Origin of the sequence: Achromobacter sp. MFA1 R4 (assembly GCF_900156745.1) — a bacterium.
Taxonomy (GTDB): domain Bacteria; phylum Pseudomonadota; class Gammaproteobacteria; order Burkholderiales; family Burkholderiaceae_B; genus Achromobacter.
The window spans coordinates 1,961,229-1,979,636 of the sequence record NZ_LT707065.1 but is presented as its reverse complement, the minus strand read 5'-3'; the positions used below and the strand labels follow the sequence as shown (position 1 = coordinate 1,979,636).

General features: G+C 65.7%; 18 protein-coding genes and 1 pseudogene. 6 read left to right on the top strand and 13 right to left on the bottom strand.

Features of this window, described 5'->3' with window-relative positions:
* The first annotated feature begins 275 nt into the window (after window positions 1–275).
* Complete coding sequence (locus tag BXA00_RS08930; RefSeq protein ID WP_076518112.1) at window positions 276–608, top strand: hypothetical protein; 333 nt, start codon at window positions 276–278, stop codon at window positions 606–608.
* A gap of 100 nt (window positions 609–708) precedes the next feature.
* On the opposite strand, the gene BXA00_RS08925 is transcribed toward BXA00_RS08930, so the two are convergent.
* Together BXA00_RS08925 and BXA00_RS08920 are read right to left on the bottom strand one after the other, a co-directional pair.
* The gene (locus BXA00_RS08925; RefSeq protein ID WP_076518110.1) at window positions 709–1,446 is read right to left on the bottom strand and encodes an anti-sigma factor; all 738 of its coding nucleotides are present in this window, start codon (window positions 1,444–1,446) and stop codon (window positions 709–711) included.
* Window positions 1,443–1,958, bottom strand: a complete 516-nt coding sequence (locus BXA00_RS08920; RefSeq protein ID WP_076521869.1) for a sigma-70 family RNA polymerase sigma factor — start codon at window positions 1,956–1,958, stop codon at window positions 1,443–1,445. Before BXA00_RS08920 ends, BXA00_RS08925 begins: the two co-directional genes overlap by 4 nt.
* Window positions 1,959–2,127: 169 nt before the next feature.
* On the opposite strand from BXA00_RS08920, the gene BXA00_RS08915 reads away from it, so the two are divergent.
* Both BXA00_RS08915 and BXA00_RS08910 read left to right on the top strand, forming a co-directional pair.
* Entirely contained in the window at window positions 2,128–3,381 is a 1,254-nt protein-coding gene (locus tag BXA00_RS08915; protein WP_231952237.1) for a catalase family peroxidase, read from the top strand.
* Window positions 3,378–3,962: a cytochrome b gene (locus BXA00_RS08910; protein ID WP_076518109.1), complete on the top strand. Its 585-nt coding sequence runs from the start codon at window positions 3,378–3,380 to the stop codon at window positions 3,960–3,962. Before BXA00_RS08915 ends, BXA00_RS08910 begins: the two co-directional genes overlap by 4 nt.
* A 65-nt stretch (window positions 3,963–4,027) precedes the next feature.
* On the opposite strand, the gene BXA00_RS08905 is transcribed toward BXA00_RS08910, so the two are convergent.
* The 5 genes and pseudogenes from BXA00_RS08905 to BXA00_RS08885 all read right to left on the bottom strand — a co-directional run bounded on the left by BXA00_RS08905 (window position 4,028) and on the right by BXA00_RS08885 (window position 7,420).
* The gene (locus BXA00_RS08905) at window positions 4,028–5,521 is read right to left on the bottom strand and encodes a carotenoid oxygenase family protein (protein WP_156902773.1); all 1,494 of its coding nucleotides are present in this window, start codon (window positions 5,519–5,521) and stop codon (window positions 4,028–4,030) included.
* A 148-nt stretch (window positions 5,522–5,669) separates the two neighbouring features.
* Window positions 5,670–5,912 (bottom strand): annotated as a pseudogene (locus tag BXA00_RS08900) (transposase); the annotation flags it as partial.
* A 107-nt stretch (window positions 5,913–6,019) separates the two neighbouring features.
* Entirely contained in the window at window positions 6,020–6,493 is a 474-nt protein-coding gene (locus BXA00_RS08895; protein ID WP_076518104.1) for a hypothetical protein, read from the bottom strand.
* A gap of 117 nt (window positions 6,494–6,610) precedes the next feature.
* Window positions 6,611–7,030, bottom strand: coding sequence for a hypothetical protein (locus BXA00_RS08890; RefSeq protein WP_076518103.1), 420 nt, complete (start codon window positions 7,028–7,030; stop codon window positions 6,611–6,613).
* 15 nt (window positions 7,031–7,045) lie between these two features.
* Window positions 7,046–7,420: a glutaredoxin gene (locus BXA00_RS08885; RefSeq protein WP_076518101.1), complete on the bottom strand. Its 375-nt coding sequence runs from the start codon at window positions 7,418–7,420 to the stop codon at window positions 7,046–7,048.
* 215 nt (window positions 7,421–7,635) lie between these two features.
* Between BXA00_RS08885 and BXA00_RS08880 the strand changes: the two genes are divergently transcribed.
* A complete protein-coding gene (locus BXA00_RS08880) occupies window positions 7,636–8,697 on the top strand; it encodes a hypothetical protein (RefSeq protein WP_076518100.1) in 1,062 nt (353 codons plus the stop codon).
* Window positions 8,698–9,055: 358 nt separating this feature from the next.
* Complete coding sequence (locus tag BXA00_RS08875) at window positions 9,056–9,337, top strand: BrnA antitoxin family protein (protein WP_083714222.1); 282 nt, start codon at window positions 9,056–9,058, stop codon at window positions 9,335–9,337.
* A 63-nt stretch (window positions 9,338–9,400) separates the two neighbouring features.
* Here BXA00_RS08875 and BXA00_RS08870 read toward each other — a convergent pair whose 3' ends face one another.
* Window positions 9,401–9,781, bottom strand: coding sequence for a lysozyme inhibitor LprI family protein (locus tag BXA00_RS08870; protein ID WP_231952236.1), 381 nt, complete (start codon window positions 9,779–9,781; stop codon window positions 9,401–9,403).
* A gap of 149 nt (window positions 9,782–9,930) precedes the next feature.
* A complete protein-coding gene (locus BXA00_RS08865) occupies window positions 9,931–10,806 on the bottom strand; it encodes a LysR family transcriptional regulator (RefSeq protein ID WP_076518096.1) in 876 nt (291 codons plus the stop codon).
* A gap of 76 nt (window positions 10,807–10,882) precedes the next feature.
* Between BXA00_RS08865 and BXA00_RS08860 the strand changes: the two genes are divergently transcribed.
* Window positions 10,883–11,854, top strand: coding sequence for a DMT family transporter (locus BXA00_RS08860; protein ID WP_083714221.1), 972 nt, complete (start codon window positions 10,883–10,885; stop codon window positions 11,852–11,854).
* Window positions 11,855–11,893: 39 nt separating this feature from the next.
* Here BXA00_RS08860 and BXA00_RS08855 read toward each other — a convergent pair whose 3' ends face one another.
* The 4 genes from BXA00_RS08855 to BXA00_RS08840 all read right to left on the bottom strand — a co-directional run bounded on the left by BXA00_RS08855 (window position 11,894) and on the right by BXA00_RS08840 (window position 18,382).
* Window positions 11,894–13,129 (bottom strand): MFS transporter, encoded by a 1,236-nt coding sequence (locus tag BXA00_RS08855; protein WP_076518095.1) that lies wholly within the window; start codon window positions 13,127–13,129, stop codon window positions 11,894–11,896.
* 150 nt (window positions 13,130–13,279) lie between these two features.
* A complete protein-coding gene (locus BXA00_RS08850) occupies window positions 13,280–15,304 on the bottom strand; it encodes an acetyl/propionyl/methylcrotonyl-CoA carboxylase subunit alpha (protein ID WP_076518093.1) in 2,025 nt (674 codons plus the stop codon).
* Between the two features lie 60 nt (window positions 15,305–15,364).
* Window positions 15,365–16,972 carry a carboxyl transferase domain-containing protein gene (locus BXA00_RS08845; RefSeq protein ID WP_076518091.1) on the bottom strand — a complete coding sequence of 536 codons (1,608 nt, stop codon included), beginning with the start codon at window positions 16,970–16,972 and terminating at the stop codon, window positions 15,365–15,367.
* Between the two features lie 228 nt (window positions 16,973–17,200).
* Window positions 17,201–18,382 (bottom strand): acetyl-CoA C-acetyltransferase, encoded by a 1,182-nt coding sequence (locus BXA00_RS08840; protein ID WP_076518089.1) that lies wholly within the window; start codon window positions 18,380–18,382, stop codon window positions 17,201–17,203.
* Window positions 18,383–18,408: the final 26 nt, after the last annotated feature.

Genomic DNA, 18,408 nt, shown 5'->3' with positions numbered 1-18,408 from the left:
TCGTTGTTTTCCTCTTAATTCCCTGCCGTATACTCCCCCCACTACCGCAACAACGGTAGTCCGGTTTGGAAGCCGGTCAGCTATAGGCGGGCAGCCGCCGCTAAGGCGGCTTATTTGTGCCCGCGAGTCTCTGCACGTCCCTATGGACGGGCCTTGGCGGGGGTGCGCTTGCGCACGCCGGGTCCTATAGCTCCGGTCTTCCAACCTCGACTCGTGCCCGTCCTCCCCATTTGGAAGTGGGGTGCGGGTTTGTTCGCCGCTATAGGAGATTGTCCATGACGCAGCACTCCCTAACCCAAGACCCCTGGTTCGTCGACACCAATCCCGAACTTGGCCTGGTTCCCCTCTCTCACCTCTACAACATCGACCGCGCCCGCTACGCCATCGCGTCGATCGCTCGCCTCGTCGGCAACAGCGCCTCGGAACCAGACGCAACCGGCGCGCAGCCGCTGGACGCATGGACCGTTGCCGCGTTGTTGGGCGGCGTGGAAGGATTGTGTGAGCATATGGGCGTCATGACTGAGGCCATGCTAGAAACGGCACGAGCGTGCGGACAAGATGCCGATTGCGCCGATCCCACGCATGACGCGCCCGCGTCGATTCAATAGGCGCAAAAGCGGCTCGGGCCTGCCGCGATGTGCGACAGGCCCGAGCCGTTAGATTTCGACGAAAACGTGCACGATCTGTGGCGGCACACTCTCCGAGGCGTCACGATTCACCCATCTGCACGTTCTGACCGCGCCCATCCCCCGCCGTCACCAACGCATAGTTGTACCCCTGCCCCGACCAATACCGCGCCACCAGCTCCCCATCCCTCCGGCTCCCTTGCGCCAGAAACTGCCCGCCCGGCCCAGGCGGCCGGATATAAAACGTAGCGCGCTGCCCCGCGTTCTCGTAGATAACAAGCGCCGCCGGCCCCTGATCAGTAGCCAACAAACGCGCAGCAACCGGCCTAAACCCGCTATCGCTCAAATTAGGCAACCGCTCCGCATGCGCAAAATACGCATCCAACCACCCCTGCAAATCCCCAGCATCCGCACGCACATCCGGCTGCGGCGCATCCGCTGACGCAAACAACCGATAAGCCTGCATCGCATCCTGCATCGGCAACACCCGATTCGCCATGGCCGTATCGCGAACACTCCACCCCGTAACGCCGCCAATCGCCACCGCCACAACCAGGCTCGCCGCCATCACCATCCGCCGCCGCGTACGAACTCTAAGCCCCGCGCGCACCGCAGCAGGATCCAACGCAGGATTACCCGCCAAACTATCCCCGCTAGCCCCTTCCCGCAGCCGCTGCGCATCCCGCCGCCACGCCTCCAGCTCCTGCGCCTCATCAGGATGTGCCCGCAAATACGCCTGCAGCTCCTGCAACTGCGACGGATCCAACTGTCCATCCACATACGCATTACGCGTCAGATCATCGATAGAGCGTTCTTTCATTTCAATATCCTCAGTCGAGCCTCGCCAGCCTGCCCCTCATGCAATTCGCGCAAGGCACTCCGCGCGCGGGACAGGCGCGACATGACGGTGCCTAGCGGCACGTCTAAAACATCGGCGACGGCCTTGTAGCTCATGCCTTCCACGCTGACCAGCCACAGCAGCGTGCGCTGCGCCTCGGGCAGGCGTTCGAAGACATCCAGGGAAGATCGCGCGATGACCTCGCGCTCGGCCGACGGCGCGGCGGCGTCGGACCCGGCAAACCATGACAGCAGCCGCGCATAGCGGCGCGAGCGGCGTCGGGCGTCCAGGAATTGACGGTACAGGATGGTGAAGAGCCACGCGCGCACGTCGCCTTGGGGACGGCGGCCGCGCCAGCGGGTGAGCGCTCTTTCCAGGGTGGATTGCACCAGGTCGTCGGCCGCGACCGGATCGCGCGTGAGGCGCAGCGCAAAACGCCGCAGGCGCGGCAGTAGTTGGCGCAGCACGGCGTCGGAGAGTTCTTCCGCTGGCATCTCGTCGTCGGGGGATGCCGGCGCGTCGGGCGGCACGCGGACCGGTTGAATCATGGCGGGTTCCTGGGACAGGCCTGCGCAACCAGCTTACAGGTCAATGCAGTAAGACGCCGCTCTGGCGGGTTTATTCCATCGCGGAATAACTTTTTTCGCACGGCGTCCTACAGGGGTGTTCATCGCCCCATGGGCAAGGAGCCTTATGCAACAAGGATCTGATCGCAACGGCCCGCCGCCGGGTCAAACGCCACCGGGAAGCCAGCCGCCGGGCCGCCTGCCGCCGAATCGTCAACCGCCGGGTGCACGGCGCCAAGACGGCCAGTCGCCCGAAGACCGGCCCCAGAAGGCCCGGCCGCTCACCACCCCTCAAACCCTCCTTCGCCTCACCGCAATCGGCGCCATCGTGCTCGCCTCCGGCGCCGCGTTCGCCTACGTCGGCGGCTGGCTCGACCCTCAACGCCTGACCCCAGACCGCGTGGTGAACGCGCTGGAAGCCAACAGCGGCGTCCACGAGGGCTTTCGCCGCAACCATGCCAAAGGCGTCTGTGTCGTCGGCCGCTTTGAAAGCAGCGGCGCCGCCCACGACTTATCCACTGCCTCGGTGTTCGCGCCGGGCAGCACACCGGTGGTGGGACGGCTGGCGCTGCCCGGCGGCAATCCTTACGCGTCGGACTCCAGCGTCCCGATCCGCAGCTTTGCCTTGATGTTCACGTCGGCCAATGGCGAACAGTGGCGTACCGGCCTGAACAGCATGCCGGTGTTTCCGCTGGCAACACCGCAGGCGTTCTACGATCAGCAGCTTGCCGGCCGGCTCGACCCCAAGACGGGCAAGCCCGATCCACAGCGCATGCAGGCCTTCTTCGCGGCGCATCCTGAGACGGCGGCGTTCCGCGCGTGGGCCAAGAACGCCAAGCCTTCGGCCAGCTACGCCACCGAAGACTATTACGGCCTGAACGCGTTCTACCTGATCGATGGGAACGGAAAGCGCCAGCCGGTGCGCTGGCAGTTGGCGCCGTTGGACGCCGCGGCGGCACCTGTGGCGCAGCCGGGACACGACGCCGACTATCTGCAAACGGACTTGAAACAGCGCCTGACCCAAGGGCCGTTGCGCTGGCGCCTGCTGCTCACGTTGGGTCAACCCGGCGATCCCACCAGCGACGCAACCCGACAGTGGCCCGCAGACCGGCCGACCGTCGACGCCGGCACCGTGGTGATAACCAGCAGCGCCCCGCAAAGCGACGGCCCTTGCCGCGACGTGAACTACGACCCGACCGTGTTGCCGCAAGGCATCGCAGTTTCCGACGATCCGCTGCTGGCGGCGCGTTCCGCAGCCTATGCGGCCTCTTATGAACGCCGCACGGGCGAAGGGCCGCCTCAAGCCGCCGCTGCGTCATCCCATTCGACCCAACCGGAGCGCGCCAAATGATCCCATCGCCCAATCAAACCCGCCGGCCGCCCCCCACGTTCAGCCTGTTCGCACGCGTGCTGCATTGGTCGATGGCGGCCGGCATACTCGCAATGCTGTTCATCGGCGTGGGCATGGTGGCGTCGGTGTCCGAGCGGCATCAGTGGCTGGTGCAGATTCATAAGCCGTTGGGCCTGGCGCTGCTGGCGCTGGTGTGCATACGGCTGGCCAGGCGTGTGTTCAAGGGCGCGCCTGCGTTGCCGGCAGATCTGCCAGCCTGGCAACGTCATGCGGCGTTGGCCTCGCACGTTCTGCTGTATGCGCTGATGTTCGCGATGCCGCTGATCGGCTGGGCGATGCTGTCGGCGGGTGGCTATCCCGTCGTGGCGGGCGGTTGGCAGTTGCCGCCGATTGCGCCTGCGGATGCGGGGTTGTTCAGTTGGCTACGGGGTGCGCATCGCTATCTGGCCTTTCTGCTGTTCGCGACGGTGCTGCTGCATCTGGCCGCGGCGTTGTTTCATGGCTGGGTGCGGCGGGATGGCGTGCTGGAATCGATGACGGGTGGCCGTTCGCAGCCTGCCAAGCATGTTCCGCACGATTGATCCCTCAAAGGGCCGGTGTCGAAAGGCAATCAGCCGCGACTTTCGTGCGCGTCGCGCGACGCCAATCAGCTGCGCACGATCCAATTCCCGTGCAGCCCCTGAGGCACGCGCTGGGGCATCTCGATCACCGCCACAGGCGCCTCTTCGATGTGCCGCGCATCCAGCAACACCAGATTGCTGCCCCTGCGCGCCGGATCGTAAGTGAACGCCGCCAGATACCCATCGTCCTCCGCAAGTCCGCCCGGCTTTGGCACGTAGGCCGCCTCGCCCACGATCTGCTTGCCCAGGTCATGGCGGGTGTACCGCCCGGTTTCGGTATCCAGTTTGAGTACCGCGTTGAACACCGCCGATGGCGGATTGGCCTGCCCGAATGACGACGTCAACGTAGGCATGTAGACGAAGCGCGTGGGCATGGCTTCGCGCAGATGATTGACGCGCGGAAACTCGGTGATGTCGTTGGAGAAGCCGGAAATCTGGAAGCTGCGGCGCGCCGGATCGATGTGCATGCGCTTGAATGTGGGCGTCGGGCCGTTCGCCAGTGCGAATTTGTCGTGCTGCACGTAGTCCACGACGATCTGCTCGCCGCGTTCGAAGCCGTTGGCAAAGTGGAAGACGAAAAAGGGATCGCCTTCGATCCAAGCAGGATCTCCGCCGTCCAGCGGCAGCAGCGCGATGCGCATGCCCAGGTCGGGACGCCATTGCAGCATGGACTGCCCGGCCTTGGCTGCCTGGACATCGAACACCGCCGGTCCGGCGATCAGGACAACGTAGTGCTCGGTCAGGATGAAGTCATGAATCATCGTGGGCATCGGAAGTTCGACTGACCGCGTGTTCACCAATACCCCCGACGCGTCGATGCGATGAAACTTCACCGTGGGCGTGCGCCAGCTGTATTCAAGCGCATAGAGATCGCCCGTGCGTGGATGACGCCGGTTGTGAGCGCCCAGCCGCAGCGGCTCGGCGCCGCCAGCGGTCCACTGGCCAAGCGTGTCCAGCTCGGCGCTTACCTCGTAGCTGGTCGTGGCCTCGTTCAAGGCAATGAACCGGCCGCCATGCTGGATGATGTTGACGAAAGCGCCGTTCTTGATGGGTGACGGAACTTCACCCGGGAGGAAGACGTCGGGATTCACGCGCACGGGATGCGCGAAGCTGCCGAAGACCGCCCGGCCGGCGCGGCGCTCGACCGCCAGGCTTTGCGTATTCACGAAGCGGTTGCGGTAGCGGGCCTTGCCGTCTTCGATGGTCACGGCGTGGATCATGCCGTCGCCGTCCAGCGGATAGGTGTAGCCGATGGGCTTGAACTCCGGGTTGGGGCCGTTGCGCATGTAGACCCCGCGCAAGTCGGCGGGAATTTTTCCGGAAATCACCCGAAGGTCGCGAACGTCGACCTCGCGCTGCACGGGAAGGAAGTTGCCGCTCAGGTGCGGATCATCGTCGACCCAAGGCACGTCTACCGGCTCGGCGGCCAACGCCAGCGGCCACAGGGCCTGGCTGCCAATGAGCGCCGCGCCACTGGCGGTCAGGCGGTTGAACGAGCGGCGGGTGAGCTGAAGCGACATGATGGGCACCTCGATAGAGGGGTACGGCGCGCTGCGGGCAGCGTAACCGCCTCACGGTACGGCGCGATCAGACAATTGCCGTACTCAATATTGGGTATTCCCAGACTGCCTTTGGGGGAAGGCAACGCGTCTTTGCATGTCTTGCGCTTAGCTCCAGGCACACCGCCTTGTTGCCGACTCCGCCGTCGTCATGGTTCTTGACCTGCAGCATGTCGAAGATCACCACGGGGCACATCGTCTCCAGCGGCCGGTTCCCACAGGCAATCGCCTCGGCCACGAATGCCCGAATCTCGCGCACGCTCATGCCTCGGGCGTACATGGGGATGATCCGGTCATCGAGCTCGGTGAAACGCCGCTCGTGCTTGGAAATCAGGGTCGGCGTGAAGGGGCCGATCTCCTGGTCATCCACGTCCTGGTGCTGATGCCGCACTCGCGGGGCAGCGCGGCAGAACATTGTCTTGAGCGCGTCAGCGTTCGGGACCGCCAAGCCCGCCCGCTTCAATAGCGACCCGCCGGCAAGACATCATGCAGCCAAGCCGCGGGCTCGGGCTTGGCCGTCAGCATATGTCGCACCCAAGCATCGCGCTCATGCGCCGTCACCACCAGCTCCCACACGCACGCCAGCGCGGGCTGCGTCACGGGCGTGAAGGTATCCGGCTGCGCGAGCGGCGCGGACAGCATGCGCTGGCACACAATGCCGCCGGTGATCCACCAGTCCACCAGCAGCCAGATGGCCTCGTCGCCAACGTGCACGATGCAGAAGCCCAAACCATGGCAGCGGTCGTTGGCGGCTTCGCCTTCAAGCACCGCGCGCGCCGCAGCGCGGGCGGAAGCGGTGATCGCGTCTGACAGCATGGGACCGGCCAGATCCGGATCGCGATGGATGCCATAGACCTTGATTGCGTGACCGGCTTCGCGCCATGTATCGATGGGGGCGATGCGGCGTGCAAGATATGGTTCAGGTGGCTTCATGGGAAAGGGATCGTGGAGGGCAGTCGTTGGATTCTAGGCGGGAGCGCGGCCGACGGTAACCGGGGCTCGGGGTTGATTGCCGGTTTCCGTTCGGCCGTGATCAACGCCTGGCTGACGTCACTGCGGGGTCCAGTTCAGCCCGTCCGTCGACCGGTACTCGGGCCGGCCCGTGCAGCATCCTCCTGCCCCGAACGCCTGCCGGCCGATGAACGCGGTCACATGGCCTTTGCCCTCGGTAAGCGTCTGGCGTACGCATGAGGTGGGCAGCGGATAGGGGTCGCCCTCCAGCACCAGCGTCCAGCTGACGTTTCCGCCTTCCGCCTCATCGACCCGATAGACCTTGCAGTTGTGGACAAGCAGGTGAATAGGCTTGCCCGCCAGCACGCCTTTGAATTGCTGTTCCGGCGGTGTGTCGCGCGTGGCGAGGGTTTCGGCGGTGAGCGTCGAGCCGGCCGGTGGCGTGGGAAGCGCGGGATCGCAGCCCGTCAGCAGGCTGCCGGCGCATAGCGCCAGCGTCAGGCGCGCAACATGCATCATGTGCGCTCGGCCCGGTCAGGCGACGTTGGCGAAGCGCTTTTCCAGGTACGCGATGATGTCGTTGGACTCGTACATCCATCGCGTGCCGCCCGCCTCTTCGATCCTCAGGCAAGGCACCTTCACCTTGCCGCCGCCCGCCTGCAATGCGGCGCGCGCTTCGGGGTCGCCCTTGGCATCCTTCAACGCGACCGGAACGTTGAGCCGATGCATGGCGCGCCGCGTCTTGACGCAGAACGGGCAGGCCTGGAATTGATACAGCGAGAGCGCGGCCGCATCGGCGTTGACGGCGGCCTGGCCTTGCGGCGAGCGCTTCTGCGGACGCGGACGGGTCAGTGCGTCGCCCAGGACAATGATTTGACCCAGGCCGACACGCAGGGCTTTGACGAGCATGGATGTGGACTCGGAAGGTTGAGAGAGGCTGCCAGTCTACTCTGTGCGGCGGCATTGGCGCTTGCGGGGCGCGGCCAGGAAGCAGAGGCGTCTGGCGCATGCCATGACGCTTGCCGCGATATCATGCCCTGGCGCCCCGCCCGCATCCCGCTGGCAGGATTCAGTGGCAGGCGCAGATTTTCTCAACATCCGAACTCATAAAGGAACGAAGACCGATGACGCTGTCTCGCCGCGTGCTTGCCCTTGTATGCGTGTCCGCCCTGCTCGCCCCGGCCGCGGTTTGGGCACAGTCGCCAAATGATGGAAAGCTGGCGGCCGACGCGGCAGCGGTGCGGGAGCGGCATCGCGGGACCACCGACAAGTTGCTTAGTGAAGCGCTCGAGGACATGGCGCTGGTGGTGGTCCCGACCGTCAATTTCGATGCGCAGCCGCCGCGCGATTTCGATGATGCGGCGACGCGGGATCAATTTACCCGCCAGAGCAGCACGTTCCTGCACTGGCAACATAAGACCGAGAAGGGATTCGCGATCACGGTGGGGCAAGGCAAGCACAAGTTTGTTTTCTCCGATACGGGACCGATGTTCCAGACGACGCACGGCGCGGTCGCGTATCAGGTGATTCCGGTGTGGCCCGGCGAATACCGGCTCAATCGCATCACCTATCACCAGCCGCGCACGGCGTTGCCGGACTCGACGGTGCGCGCGAAATCGATGGATTATCTGAAGGATCTCGGCATGGCGACGCTGACCGAGACGGCGGATATCGACTTCAAGAAGGACGGACCCTGGACGCCGCTTTCGCCGAGCGAGGATGGGCTGGGCTCCGGCTGCGAGGTCACGTTGCGCTTCGGGGACGGCTGCAATGAGGCCGCCCGGGAGTATCGCTGGGTGGAGGGGGCCAGGCGCGCCTTCCACAATCGCGAGGCAGAGATGTTGCCGGTTGCGGGCGTTGACATTGAGCTGCTGTTTACGCCGTTGGCGACGATCACGCTGAAGGCGGGCGACGTGGTCCTGACGGATGGGTTCAAGTTGCCGGACGACCAGCCCAAGATGGTCAAGGATTCGTGCGGCGTGTTGGCGCGGGAATGGGTGTGCGTGGTGGAGTCGATGACATTGGAGCGTCTGCCCGCAAGCCTTGAGGATTTTCGGAAGGCGCGTAGTGCTGCCAGTTTCCAGCTGCCGAAGTTGGATGCTGCATTGCAGGATCTGGTTTATCGGGAATCTAAGTATTACTTTGAACCGGCGGCTGGGGCGGCGAATCGGTTTGAGATGAGGTAGTAGCGGCTCGGCTTCAGAACGAGGCCAGGGCCGCCGGCGTCAGTTGTAGCCTCCGTCACTGAGACGGCAACTGTTATGTTGCAGATTCGCTCATGCAATCGGAAGTCGTCACATTGGCGAAGAGTCTCTCTGTGCGCTCTTCGTCTGATTTCAGGTTCCGCTACGGGGAAGGCCGGATCAGCAGCGCCACAATAGATCTCCTAGCGAGCAGGGGTGATCTCATTCAAGAATCTGGGTGTGCGTAGACGCCCAGCTCGCATTCTCACGCTTGAGCGGGACGGGGAGACTGGTTAGTGGCAGGCAGCCAAGGTCGACAATCTTCCCGCCTCGTTCCCCGTCAAAATCAAGGAGTGCTTTGATGGCCAGGAAACCTGATGCCGAGATGGCCGAATTTGAGGCCTCACTGCTGCGTAGCGCGAAGCAGGCCGCACGAGGCGAATATGCTCGCGTGCACGAACCTGCCGATATCGTGCGATGGCGCAGGCGTCCTGTAGGTAGCACTACCGCAAGCCGAAAGTCCGCCACCACCATTCGCCTCGATGAGGATATCCTGGTTGCTTTCAAGGCGACAGGACGGGGCTGGCAGACGCGCATCAATAATGCGCTGAAAGACTGGCTGACGTCGCATCAGTTGACCTAAGAGCGTACTTACACGCGTCCTTGCGGTCAGCCTTGTCATGCGCTCGTAGCGCGAGGGCGCAGGCTATTTCAACGGCAGATCCTCCACCGCCTCGCGTAATTGCCTGGCCCTGCGTTGATTGAGCTCGGCGACACAGGCCAGCTTGCCCATTTCGTGCGCGTTGCCCGCCGCGCCGCCACTCATCGATGCGGACCACTCGCATTGCGCCGAACGGTATTCCGCGAATGCCCGATTCGATGCCGCGAGCCGCGCCTTGGCCTGGTCAACGTATTGTCTTTCCTCGTCCCACTTGTCCAGGGCTGCGGCAGCTTGCCGTTGCGCTGCCACCAGCGCCTTGCCGCTCTCCTCGGCGGCGCGGGCCAGGCAATCTCGCATTCCGGCCTGCGAATCCGCGGAGCATATCGCGTAAAGCTCCTGTTCGGTCTGCACACCGTCGGCAGCCATGGTGTCGGTTAGCGGTGCTAGAGCCAGCATGGCTTGAAGTATTACGGAACCTGGACGCATAAAGTAAGAGTTTCGAGCCATTGGCAGCGCGTCGCCATCAGATCCGTCCGATACATAGTCGCCAGGGATGCGATCAGTCCATACCGGGTTCAAACCCCGTCAACCAGCCTCAACGTGTTGACCAGCAACCCATGCAGGCTATCCACCGCCTTCGACCCGCGCGACGCCTTGCTCCGATAAACCGCAACCTGCATAGGCTCCAACGGCCCAAGCCCATGCTGGCTGCCCAGTATCTGCAAGTGCGGGGGAACGCTGCACTGCGTGAGCACCGCAACCGCCAGGCCGCTTTCGACCGCGGCGATCTGTCCCGCGAGGCTTGAGCTGTTGTACACGAGCCGGTGCTTGCGCCCCTGCAGCGCCAGCGCGTTCAGCGCGCTGCGGCGTGCGAGGCTGGATTCTTCGTACATGGCGATGGGTAGCGGATCGCGGCGCCACAGCGCGAATTCTTCCGAGCCGATCCACACCATGGGTTCATGGAACAGCAAGGTGCCGCGGCGCGCGTGGTCGCGCGACACCAGGGCCAAGTCCAGGTCGCCCGAGGCCACGCGCGGGATCAGCGAGGTCGATTGCTCGCAGCTCAAGACGATTTCCACGCCGCTGTGACGCGGGGCAAAGCGCTTTAGCACGGGCGTCAGGTATTTGGCCGCGTAGTCGTCGGGAACGCCCAGGCGCACCACGCCGCGCAGTGCTTCCGCGCCCAGGGCGACGTGGGCTTCGGCTTGCAGGTCCAGGATGCGGCGCGCATAGCCCAGCAGCTTTTGGCCTTCGGTGGTGAGTTCCAGCGTTCGGGTGTCGCGCTCGATCAGTCTGTGCCCGAGCGCGGCTTCGAGTTTCTTGAGCTGCATGCTGACGGCGGACTGGGATCGGTGCACTTCGCCTGCCGCGCGAGACAGGGAGCCCGCGTCGATGACGGCGACGAAAGAGCGCAGCCAGTCCATCTGGAGATCGCGTGCCGAGAGGCTCATGGTGTTTCGATTTTCGAATGGAAGATAGAAGAATTATGCGCTTTTCGGCCGTGGCGGTGCGCGGCAAACTGGCTGCATGAATACGGATCAGCTCTTGCACACCGACTTTTCCCCCAAAGCGCCTGCCACCTCGCGCGGGGGCGCAGTCACAAGCGCCCTGCCATTTTTGCTGGGGTCGGGGCTGCTGGGAACGATAGGCGTGTTTGTACACTTGGCGGACGCGGGTGCGCTGACGACGGCGTGGTTCCGGTGCGCCTTCGGTCTTGCCGGGCTGACGGTATGGATGACGGTTCGTGGGCAGGCGCGCGCGTTGCGGCTGACTAAGTCCAGCGCGCCGCTGGTGCTGGGGGCCGGTACGCTGATGGTGTTGAGCTGGGTGCTGTTCTTCGCGGCGATCGAGCGCACGTCGGCGGGAATGGCGGTGGTGCTGTTCCACATTCAGCCGATGTGGGTGCTGTTGCTGGGTGCAGTGTGGCTGCACGAGCGTAGCAGCCGGCAGCGCATGGTCTCGGTGTTCGTGGCGACGATCGGCCTGGTGCTGGCGACCGGCGTGCTGGAGCACGATGCGTCGGCGCTGTCGGCGGCGTCGCGGGCCGGCTATTGGTGGGGCATTGCGTTCTGCGTGATCGGTTCGATATGCATGGCTTTTGCGACCGTCATGACGCGGCGCCTGGGCGACAGGCCGGCAGGCGTCCTGGCATGGTGGCAATGCGCGTTGGGGACGGCGGTGTTGTGGGTCTGGCCGATGCAGCAGGGTTGGCCGGCTTGGGGCGTTTCATGGATCTGGCTCGCGGGCCTGGGGTTGATCCACACTGCCGCGGCCTACACGTTGATCTACAAGGGAATGGCGCGCCTGACGACGGGCCGGATCGCTGTGTTCCAGTTTGTCTATCCGGCCGTGGCGATCCTGATCGACTGGCTGTATTTCGACCGGCGCTTCGACGCGCTGCAACTGGCGGGGATCGCGATCATGGGCGTGGCGATCTGGAGCGCGGAGCGTTGCGGAAAATCTGGGCGTGCGGCGGTCGGCCCGCAAGAGGGCGGGTGACCAAGAGGCATCTACCGCGCCGACCTGGCCCGCCACGATCTACGATTGCGCGACCTCGTTCCCCTGCAGCGTCCGCAACCGCCTCAGTTCCGGAAACCACCGCATCCACAACCCCGCCACCGCGATCGTCCCGACTCCGCCGATCACCACCGCCGGCACCGCACCGAATAGCTGCGCCGTCAAGCCGGATTCGAATTCTCCGAGCTGGTTGGACGCGCCGATAAACAAGGTGTTCACCGCGCTGACCCGGCCCAGCATGTGATCGGGCGTATTCAACTGCACCAGCGACGACCGCACGACAACGCTGACCGCGTCTGCTGCGCCCAGCACGACGAGGGCGGCAATCGACAGCGGAATCGACGTCGACAGCCCGAACACCGTGGTCGCTAATCCGAAGACGATGAGCGAGCCGAACAGCAGCCGCCCGACGTTCTCACCCAGGCTCAGGCGCGCCAGCGTCAACGACATCAACGCCGCGCCGCAGGCGGGCGCCGCACGCAAGGCGCCAAGCGCCCACGGCCCCGCGTTGAGAATGTCTTTGGCAAAGATCGGCAGCAACGCCGTCGCCCCGCCCAGCAGCACGGCAAAGAGATCCAGCGACAACGTGCCCAGCAGCAAACGGCGCTGGAAGATGAAGGTGATGCCGCCGAACAGCGTGCGCCACGTGGTCGGCTCTTTGCGCGGCGGCGCGCGGTCGATGACGAGGGTGGCGATGGCGATGAAGGCCGTCAGATACAACGCCGCGGCGACGCAGTAGATCCACCCTGCTCCGAGGCTGTATCCGACCCCACCCAGCGCCGGTCCGGCGATCTGCGCGATCTGCCCGCCCGATGAGGACAGCGCGGTGGCGCGCGGCAGCCATTCGCGCGGGACGACGGCGGGGATCAGCGTGGACAGGGTCGGCGCTTCGAAGGCGCGGGCCGAGCTCATGATGATGATGGTGGCGTAGATGAGCGTCTTGCCGCCGACGCCGTGCAGCGCGGCAATCGCGAGCACCAGCGTGGCCAGGGCTTCGAGCGCCATGCATAGGGCGACGATCTTGCGGCGGTCGTAGCGGTCGGCGACGTGGCCGACGACGAGCGTCAGCGCGGCCATGGGCAGGAATTGGGCGAGGCCGATGAGGCCGAGGTCCAGCGCGCTGCCGGACAGTGCGTAGATTTGCCAGCCCACCGCGACGGAGACGATCTGAAACGCCAGCGAGGCGGCGACGCGTCCGCAGAGGAAATGCAGGAAGGGCGGACAGGAAAGCGGACTGGGCGTGTCGGCGGCAGACATGGTGGGCGTGGCGCGGGGGGAAGCGCCGATTCTAGGCGCGGGGCGCTGACGGACAGCTAAACCCGGGTCGGGACGGCCGGCGCTGCCCGCCCAAAACAAAACGGCCCCCGACGAAGCCGCCGAGAGCCGCCATGCAAGCGCGAACCGTCGCTACGCGATCGACACCAACTCCGCGCCCTCGGTCACCTGATCGCCTACGCCATAGAACACTTCTCCCACGGTGCCGTCCGTGGTCGCGGAGATGGTGTGTTCCATCTTCATCGCTTCCATCACGAGCAGCGGCTGGCCCTTTTCCACCTTGTCGCCCTGCTTGACCGAGATCGAGATGATCTTGCCCGGCATAGGCGCGGCCAGGCCCGCGCCGTGTTCGCCCTGCGTGTCCTGCGAGTGCGTCAGCGCGTCATACAGCTCCAGGACGTGCGAGCCGTCCTCGCGGAAGACGTAGGCGCGGTCGCCGTGCAGGACGACCGTGCCGGCGCTTTCATGCCCTTGCAGAGTGATGCGCAGGCCATAGGCCAGGTTCGGGTTGGCGCTGGCGTGCGAGCGCCACAGGAAGGGCCGCGCGCCCTCGCCGGTGTCCAGCGTCCAGGCGCCGCCCTGGCGGGCCACGGTAACGTGGCGGGCTTCGCCGTTGTCGGTCCATTGCAATTGACGGCGGTACTGGCCGCCCAGCCGCCAGCCGTCGCGCGCGTCCCACGGGTCGGTGGGGCCTTTGCCCGCGCCCTGTGCGCCCGGCTGTGCCAGCCCTTGGCGCACCAGCACGGCGGCGGTGGCCAGCGACAGGGTGTCGGCATCGGCGGGTTGCGGGTCGGGCAGCAGCGTGGCGCGCTGGCGTTCGATGAGGCCGGTGTCCAGATCAGCGGCCGCAAAGGCGCTGTCCTTCATCAACCGCGCCAGGAAGGCGACGTTGGTCTGCACACCGACGGCTTGCGTCTGCGCCAGCGCTTGCAGCATGCGGGCGCGGGCCTGGTCGCGGTCGGCGCCGTGCACGATGAGCTTGGCGATCATCGGGTCGTAGAACGGGGTGATGGTGTCGCCCATGCGCACGCCGCCGTCGACGCGGACGTCGCCGTTGGCAAACGCCGTGTGCGGCGGCAGGCCCAGGTAGGCGAGCGTGCCGATGGACGGCAGAAAGCCCTTTTCGGGGTTCTCGGCGTAGATGCGGGCTTCGATGGCGTGGCCGTTGATGCGCAGGTCTTCCTGGCGCGCGGGCAGCGGCTGGCCGGCGGCGACGCGCAACTGCCATTCGACGAGGTCGTGGCCGGTGATCATTTCGGTGACCGGGTGCTCGACCTGCAGGCGCGTGTTCATTTCCATGAAGTAGAAGCGGCCGTCGGGTTCGGCGATGAATTCGACGGTGCCGGCGCCGACGTAGCCGACGGCGCGCGCGGCGGCGACGGCGGCTTCGCCCATGGCGCGGCGTCGTTCTTCGGTCATGCCGGGAGCCGGGGCTTCTTCGATGACTTTCTGGTGGCGGCGCTGCACGGAGCAGTCGCGTTCGAAGAGGTACACGCAGTTGCCGTGCGTGTCGGCGAATACCTGGATTTCGATGTGGCGCGGCTTTTGCAGGTAGCGTTCGATCAGGACGCGGTCGTCGCCAAAGCTGGACGCGGCTTCGCGTTGGCACGAGGCCAATGCGTCCAGGAAGGCGCCGGACGATTCGACGATGCGCATGCCCTTGCCGCCGCCGCCCGCGCTGGCCTTGATGAGCACGGGATAGCCGATGCTGTCGGCCTGCGACTTGAGGAACTGCGGGTCCTGGTTGTCGCCGTGGTAGCCGGGCACGAGCGGCACGCCGGCTTTTTCCATGAGGGACTTGGCGGCGGATTTGCTGCCCATGGCGGCGATGGCGGATGCGGGCGGGCCGACGAAGGCGATGCCGGCGTCTTGCGCGGCCTGGGCGAAGGCTTCGTTCTCGGAGAGGAAGCCGTAGCCGGGATGGATGGCGCCCGCGCCGGTGTCGCGCGCGGCCTGCAGGATGGCGTCGGCGCGCAGGTAGCTGGCGCGCGGCTCGGAGCCGCCGATGTAGACGGCCTGGTCGCACGCGGCGACGTGGCGGGCGTTGGCGTCCGCGTCGGAATAGACGGCGACGGTGCGCAGGCCCATGCGGCGCGCGGTGGCGGCGACGCGGCAGGCGATTTCGCCGCGGTTGGCAATCAGCACAGTATCGAACATTGCGTTATCCAAGCTGAAGTGTTCGGAAGGGGCGCGAAGCGCGTAGAAGTTGTGGGCGACCTACATTCGGAAGACACCGAACTTGGTGTCTTCGATCGGCGCGTTCAACGCCGCGGATAGCGCCAGTCCCAGCACGCGGCGCGTGTCGGCCGGGGCGATGATGCCGTCGTCCCACAACCGCGCCGTCGCGTAGTACGGATGGCCTTCGCGTTCGTACTGTTCGCGGATGGGCGCCTTGAAGGCGTTTTCCTCATCCGCCGACCACTGCCCGCCGCGCGCCTCGATGCCGTCGCGCTTGACGGTGGCCAGCACGCTGGCGGCCTGCTCGCCGCCCATCACCGAAATGCGGGCGTTGGGCCACATGAAGAGCATGCGCGGGGAATAGGCGCGGCCGCACATGCCGTAGTTGCCGGCGCCGAACGAGCCGCCGATCAGGACGGTGAACTTGGGCACGTTCGCGGTGGCGACGGCCGTCACCATCTTGGCGCCATGGCGCGCGATGCCTTCGTTTTCGTATTTGCGGCCGACCATGAAGCCGGTGATGTTCTGCAGGAACACCAGCGGAATCTTGCGCTGCGCGCACAGTTCGATGAAGTGCGCGCCCTTTTGCGCGGATTCGGAAAACAGGATGCCGTTGTTGGCGACGATGCCGACAGGCATGCCATGGATATGCGCAAAGCCCGTGACCAGCGTGGGTCCGAAGCGCGACTTGAATTCGTCGAATTCGGAGCCGTCGACGATGCGCGCGATGACTTCGCGCACGTCATAGGGCTTGCGGGTGTCGGCGGGGATGATGCCGTTCAGTTCGCTGGGATCGTAGCGCGGCTCGCGCACGGGGATCGTGGCCAGCGGCTGCGGCTTCTTGCGGTTCAGGCGCGCGACGGCGTTGCGCGCCAGTTGCAGCGCATGCATGTCGTTGGCGGCCAGGTGGTCCGCGACGCCGGAGAGGCGCGTGTGCACGTCGCCGCCGCCCAGATCTTCGGCGCTGACTTCTTCGCCGGTGGCGGCTTTGACGAGCGGGGGGCCGCCCAGGAAGATGGTGCCCTGGTTGCGGACGATGATGGACTCGTCGCTCATGGCGGGCACGTAGGCGCCGCCGGCGGTGCACGATCCCATCACCACGGCGATCTGCGAGATGCCTTGCGCGGACATCTGCGCCTGGTTGTAGAAGATGCGGCCGAAGTGTTCGCGGTCCGGGAAGACTTCGTCCTGCTGCGGCAGGTTGGCGCCGCCGGAGTCCACCAGGTACACGCAGGGCAGATGGTTCTGCGCGGCGATCTCCTGCGCGCGCAGGTGCTTCTTGACCGTCATCGGATAGTAGGTGCCGCCCTTGACCGTGGCGTCGTTGCAGACGATCACGCACTCGGTGCCGGACACGCGGCCGATGCCGGTGATGACGCCCGCGCCGGGCGCGTCGCCGCCATACATGCCGTGCGCCGCCATCGGCGACAGTTCCAGGAACGGGGTGCCCGGATCGATCAGGTTTTCCACGCGGTCGCGCGGCAGGAGCTTGCCGCGCGCGGTGTGCTTGGCGCGGGCGGACTCGCTGCCGCCCAGGGCCGTCTGCGCCAGCTGCTGGTTCAGGTCGTCCAGTTGAGCCTGCATGGCGCTCGCGTTGTCGATGTAGTCCTGCGACCGCGGATTGATGCGGGATTCGATGATGGGCATGGGGTACCACCCGTCCTGCTTGATTGGAATTTGAAGGCGCTCGAAAAGAGAGCGGGTTGTCTCGCTGCCCGGTGGGCCGGGCATTCTTGTCGATTTGGATTCAAGGATTTCGTTGCGCCTTTCCTGCATGGCCCGCGACCGACCCGTCGCGGTGATTGCAATGCCAGAAAGGCGCAGCGAAATCCTGCTCGGGGGAGGGACGAAACCCGCCCCGAAGCAGGCAACTGCTTAGACCATTTCGATGGCCATTGCGACGGCTTCGCCGCCGCCGATGCACAGCGTGGCCACGCCGCGCTTGCCGCCGGTCTTGCGCAGCGCGCCGATCAGGGTGGCCATCAGGCGTGCGCCCGAGGCGCCGATCGGGTGGCCCAGCGCGGTGGCGCCGCCGTGGATGTTGACCTTTTCATGCGGGAGCTTGAAGTCGGTCATGGCGGCCATGGTGACCACCGCGAAGGCTTCGTTGATCTCGTACAGGTCCACGTCCTCGGCCTTCCAGCCGGTCTTGTTGAACAGGTTCTTCAGCGCGCCGACGGGGGCGGTGGTGAACCAGTTGGGTTCCTGCGAGTGCTGCGAGTGCGCGACGATGCGGGCCAGCGGTTTGACGCCGAGTTTTTCGGCGGTGGACGCGCGCATCAGCACCATGGCGGCGGCGCCGTCGGAGATGGACGAGGAGTTCGCGGCGGTGACGGTGCCGTCCTTCTTGAAGGCGGGCTTCAAGGTCGGGATTTTTTCCGGCATGGCCTTGGTGGGCGCTTCGTCGGTGTCGATCACGGTGTCACCCTTGCGGCCGGCGACGGTGACGGGCGCGATTTCCCACTTGAAGCTGCCGTCCTCCGACGCGGCGCGGGCGCGGCGCAGCGATTCCAGCGAGAAGGCGTCCTGCTGTTCGCGCGTGAACGAATACTTGGAGGCGCAGTCTTCGGCGAACACGCCCATGGCCTTGCCCTTGTCGTAGGCGTCTTCCAGGCCGTCCAGCGCCATGTGGTCGTACACGGTGTTGTGGCCGTAGCGGTAGCCCTGGCGGCCCTTGAGCAGCAGGTAGGGCGCGTTGCTCATGCTTTCCTGGCCGCCGGCGACGACGATCTCGGCGCTGCCCGAGGCCAGCAGGTCGTGGCCGAACATCGCGGCCTTCAGGCCCGAGCCGCAGACCTTGTGGATCGTGGTGCACGCGACGCCCAGCGGCAGGCCGGCACCCAGCGCGGCCTGGCGGGCGGGCGCCTGGCCCTGGCCGGCCTGCAGCACGTTGCCCATGATGACTTCGTCGACCTGTTCGGGCTTGATGCCGGCGCGTTCGACGGCGGCCTTGATGGCCACCGAGCCCAGCTCGTGCGCGGCCAGGCCGGACAGGTTGCCCAGCATGCCGCCCATGGGCGTGCGGGCGACGGAAACGATAACGATGGGATCTGACATGACTAGCTCCTGTGAGGGTCGGGACA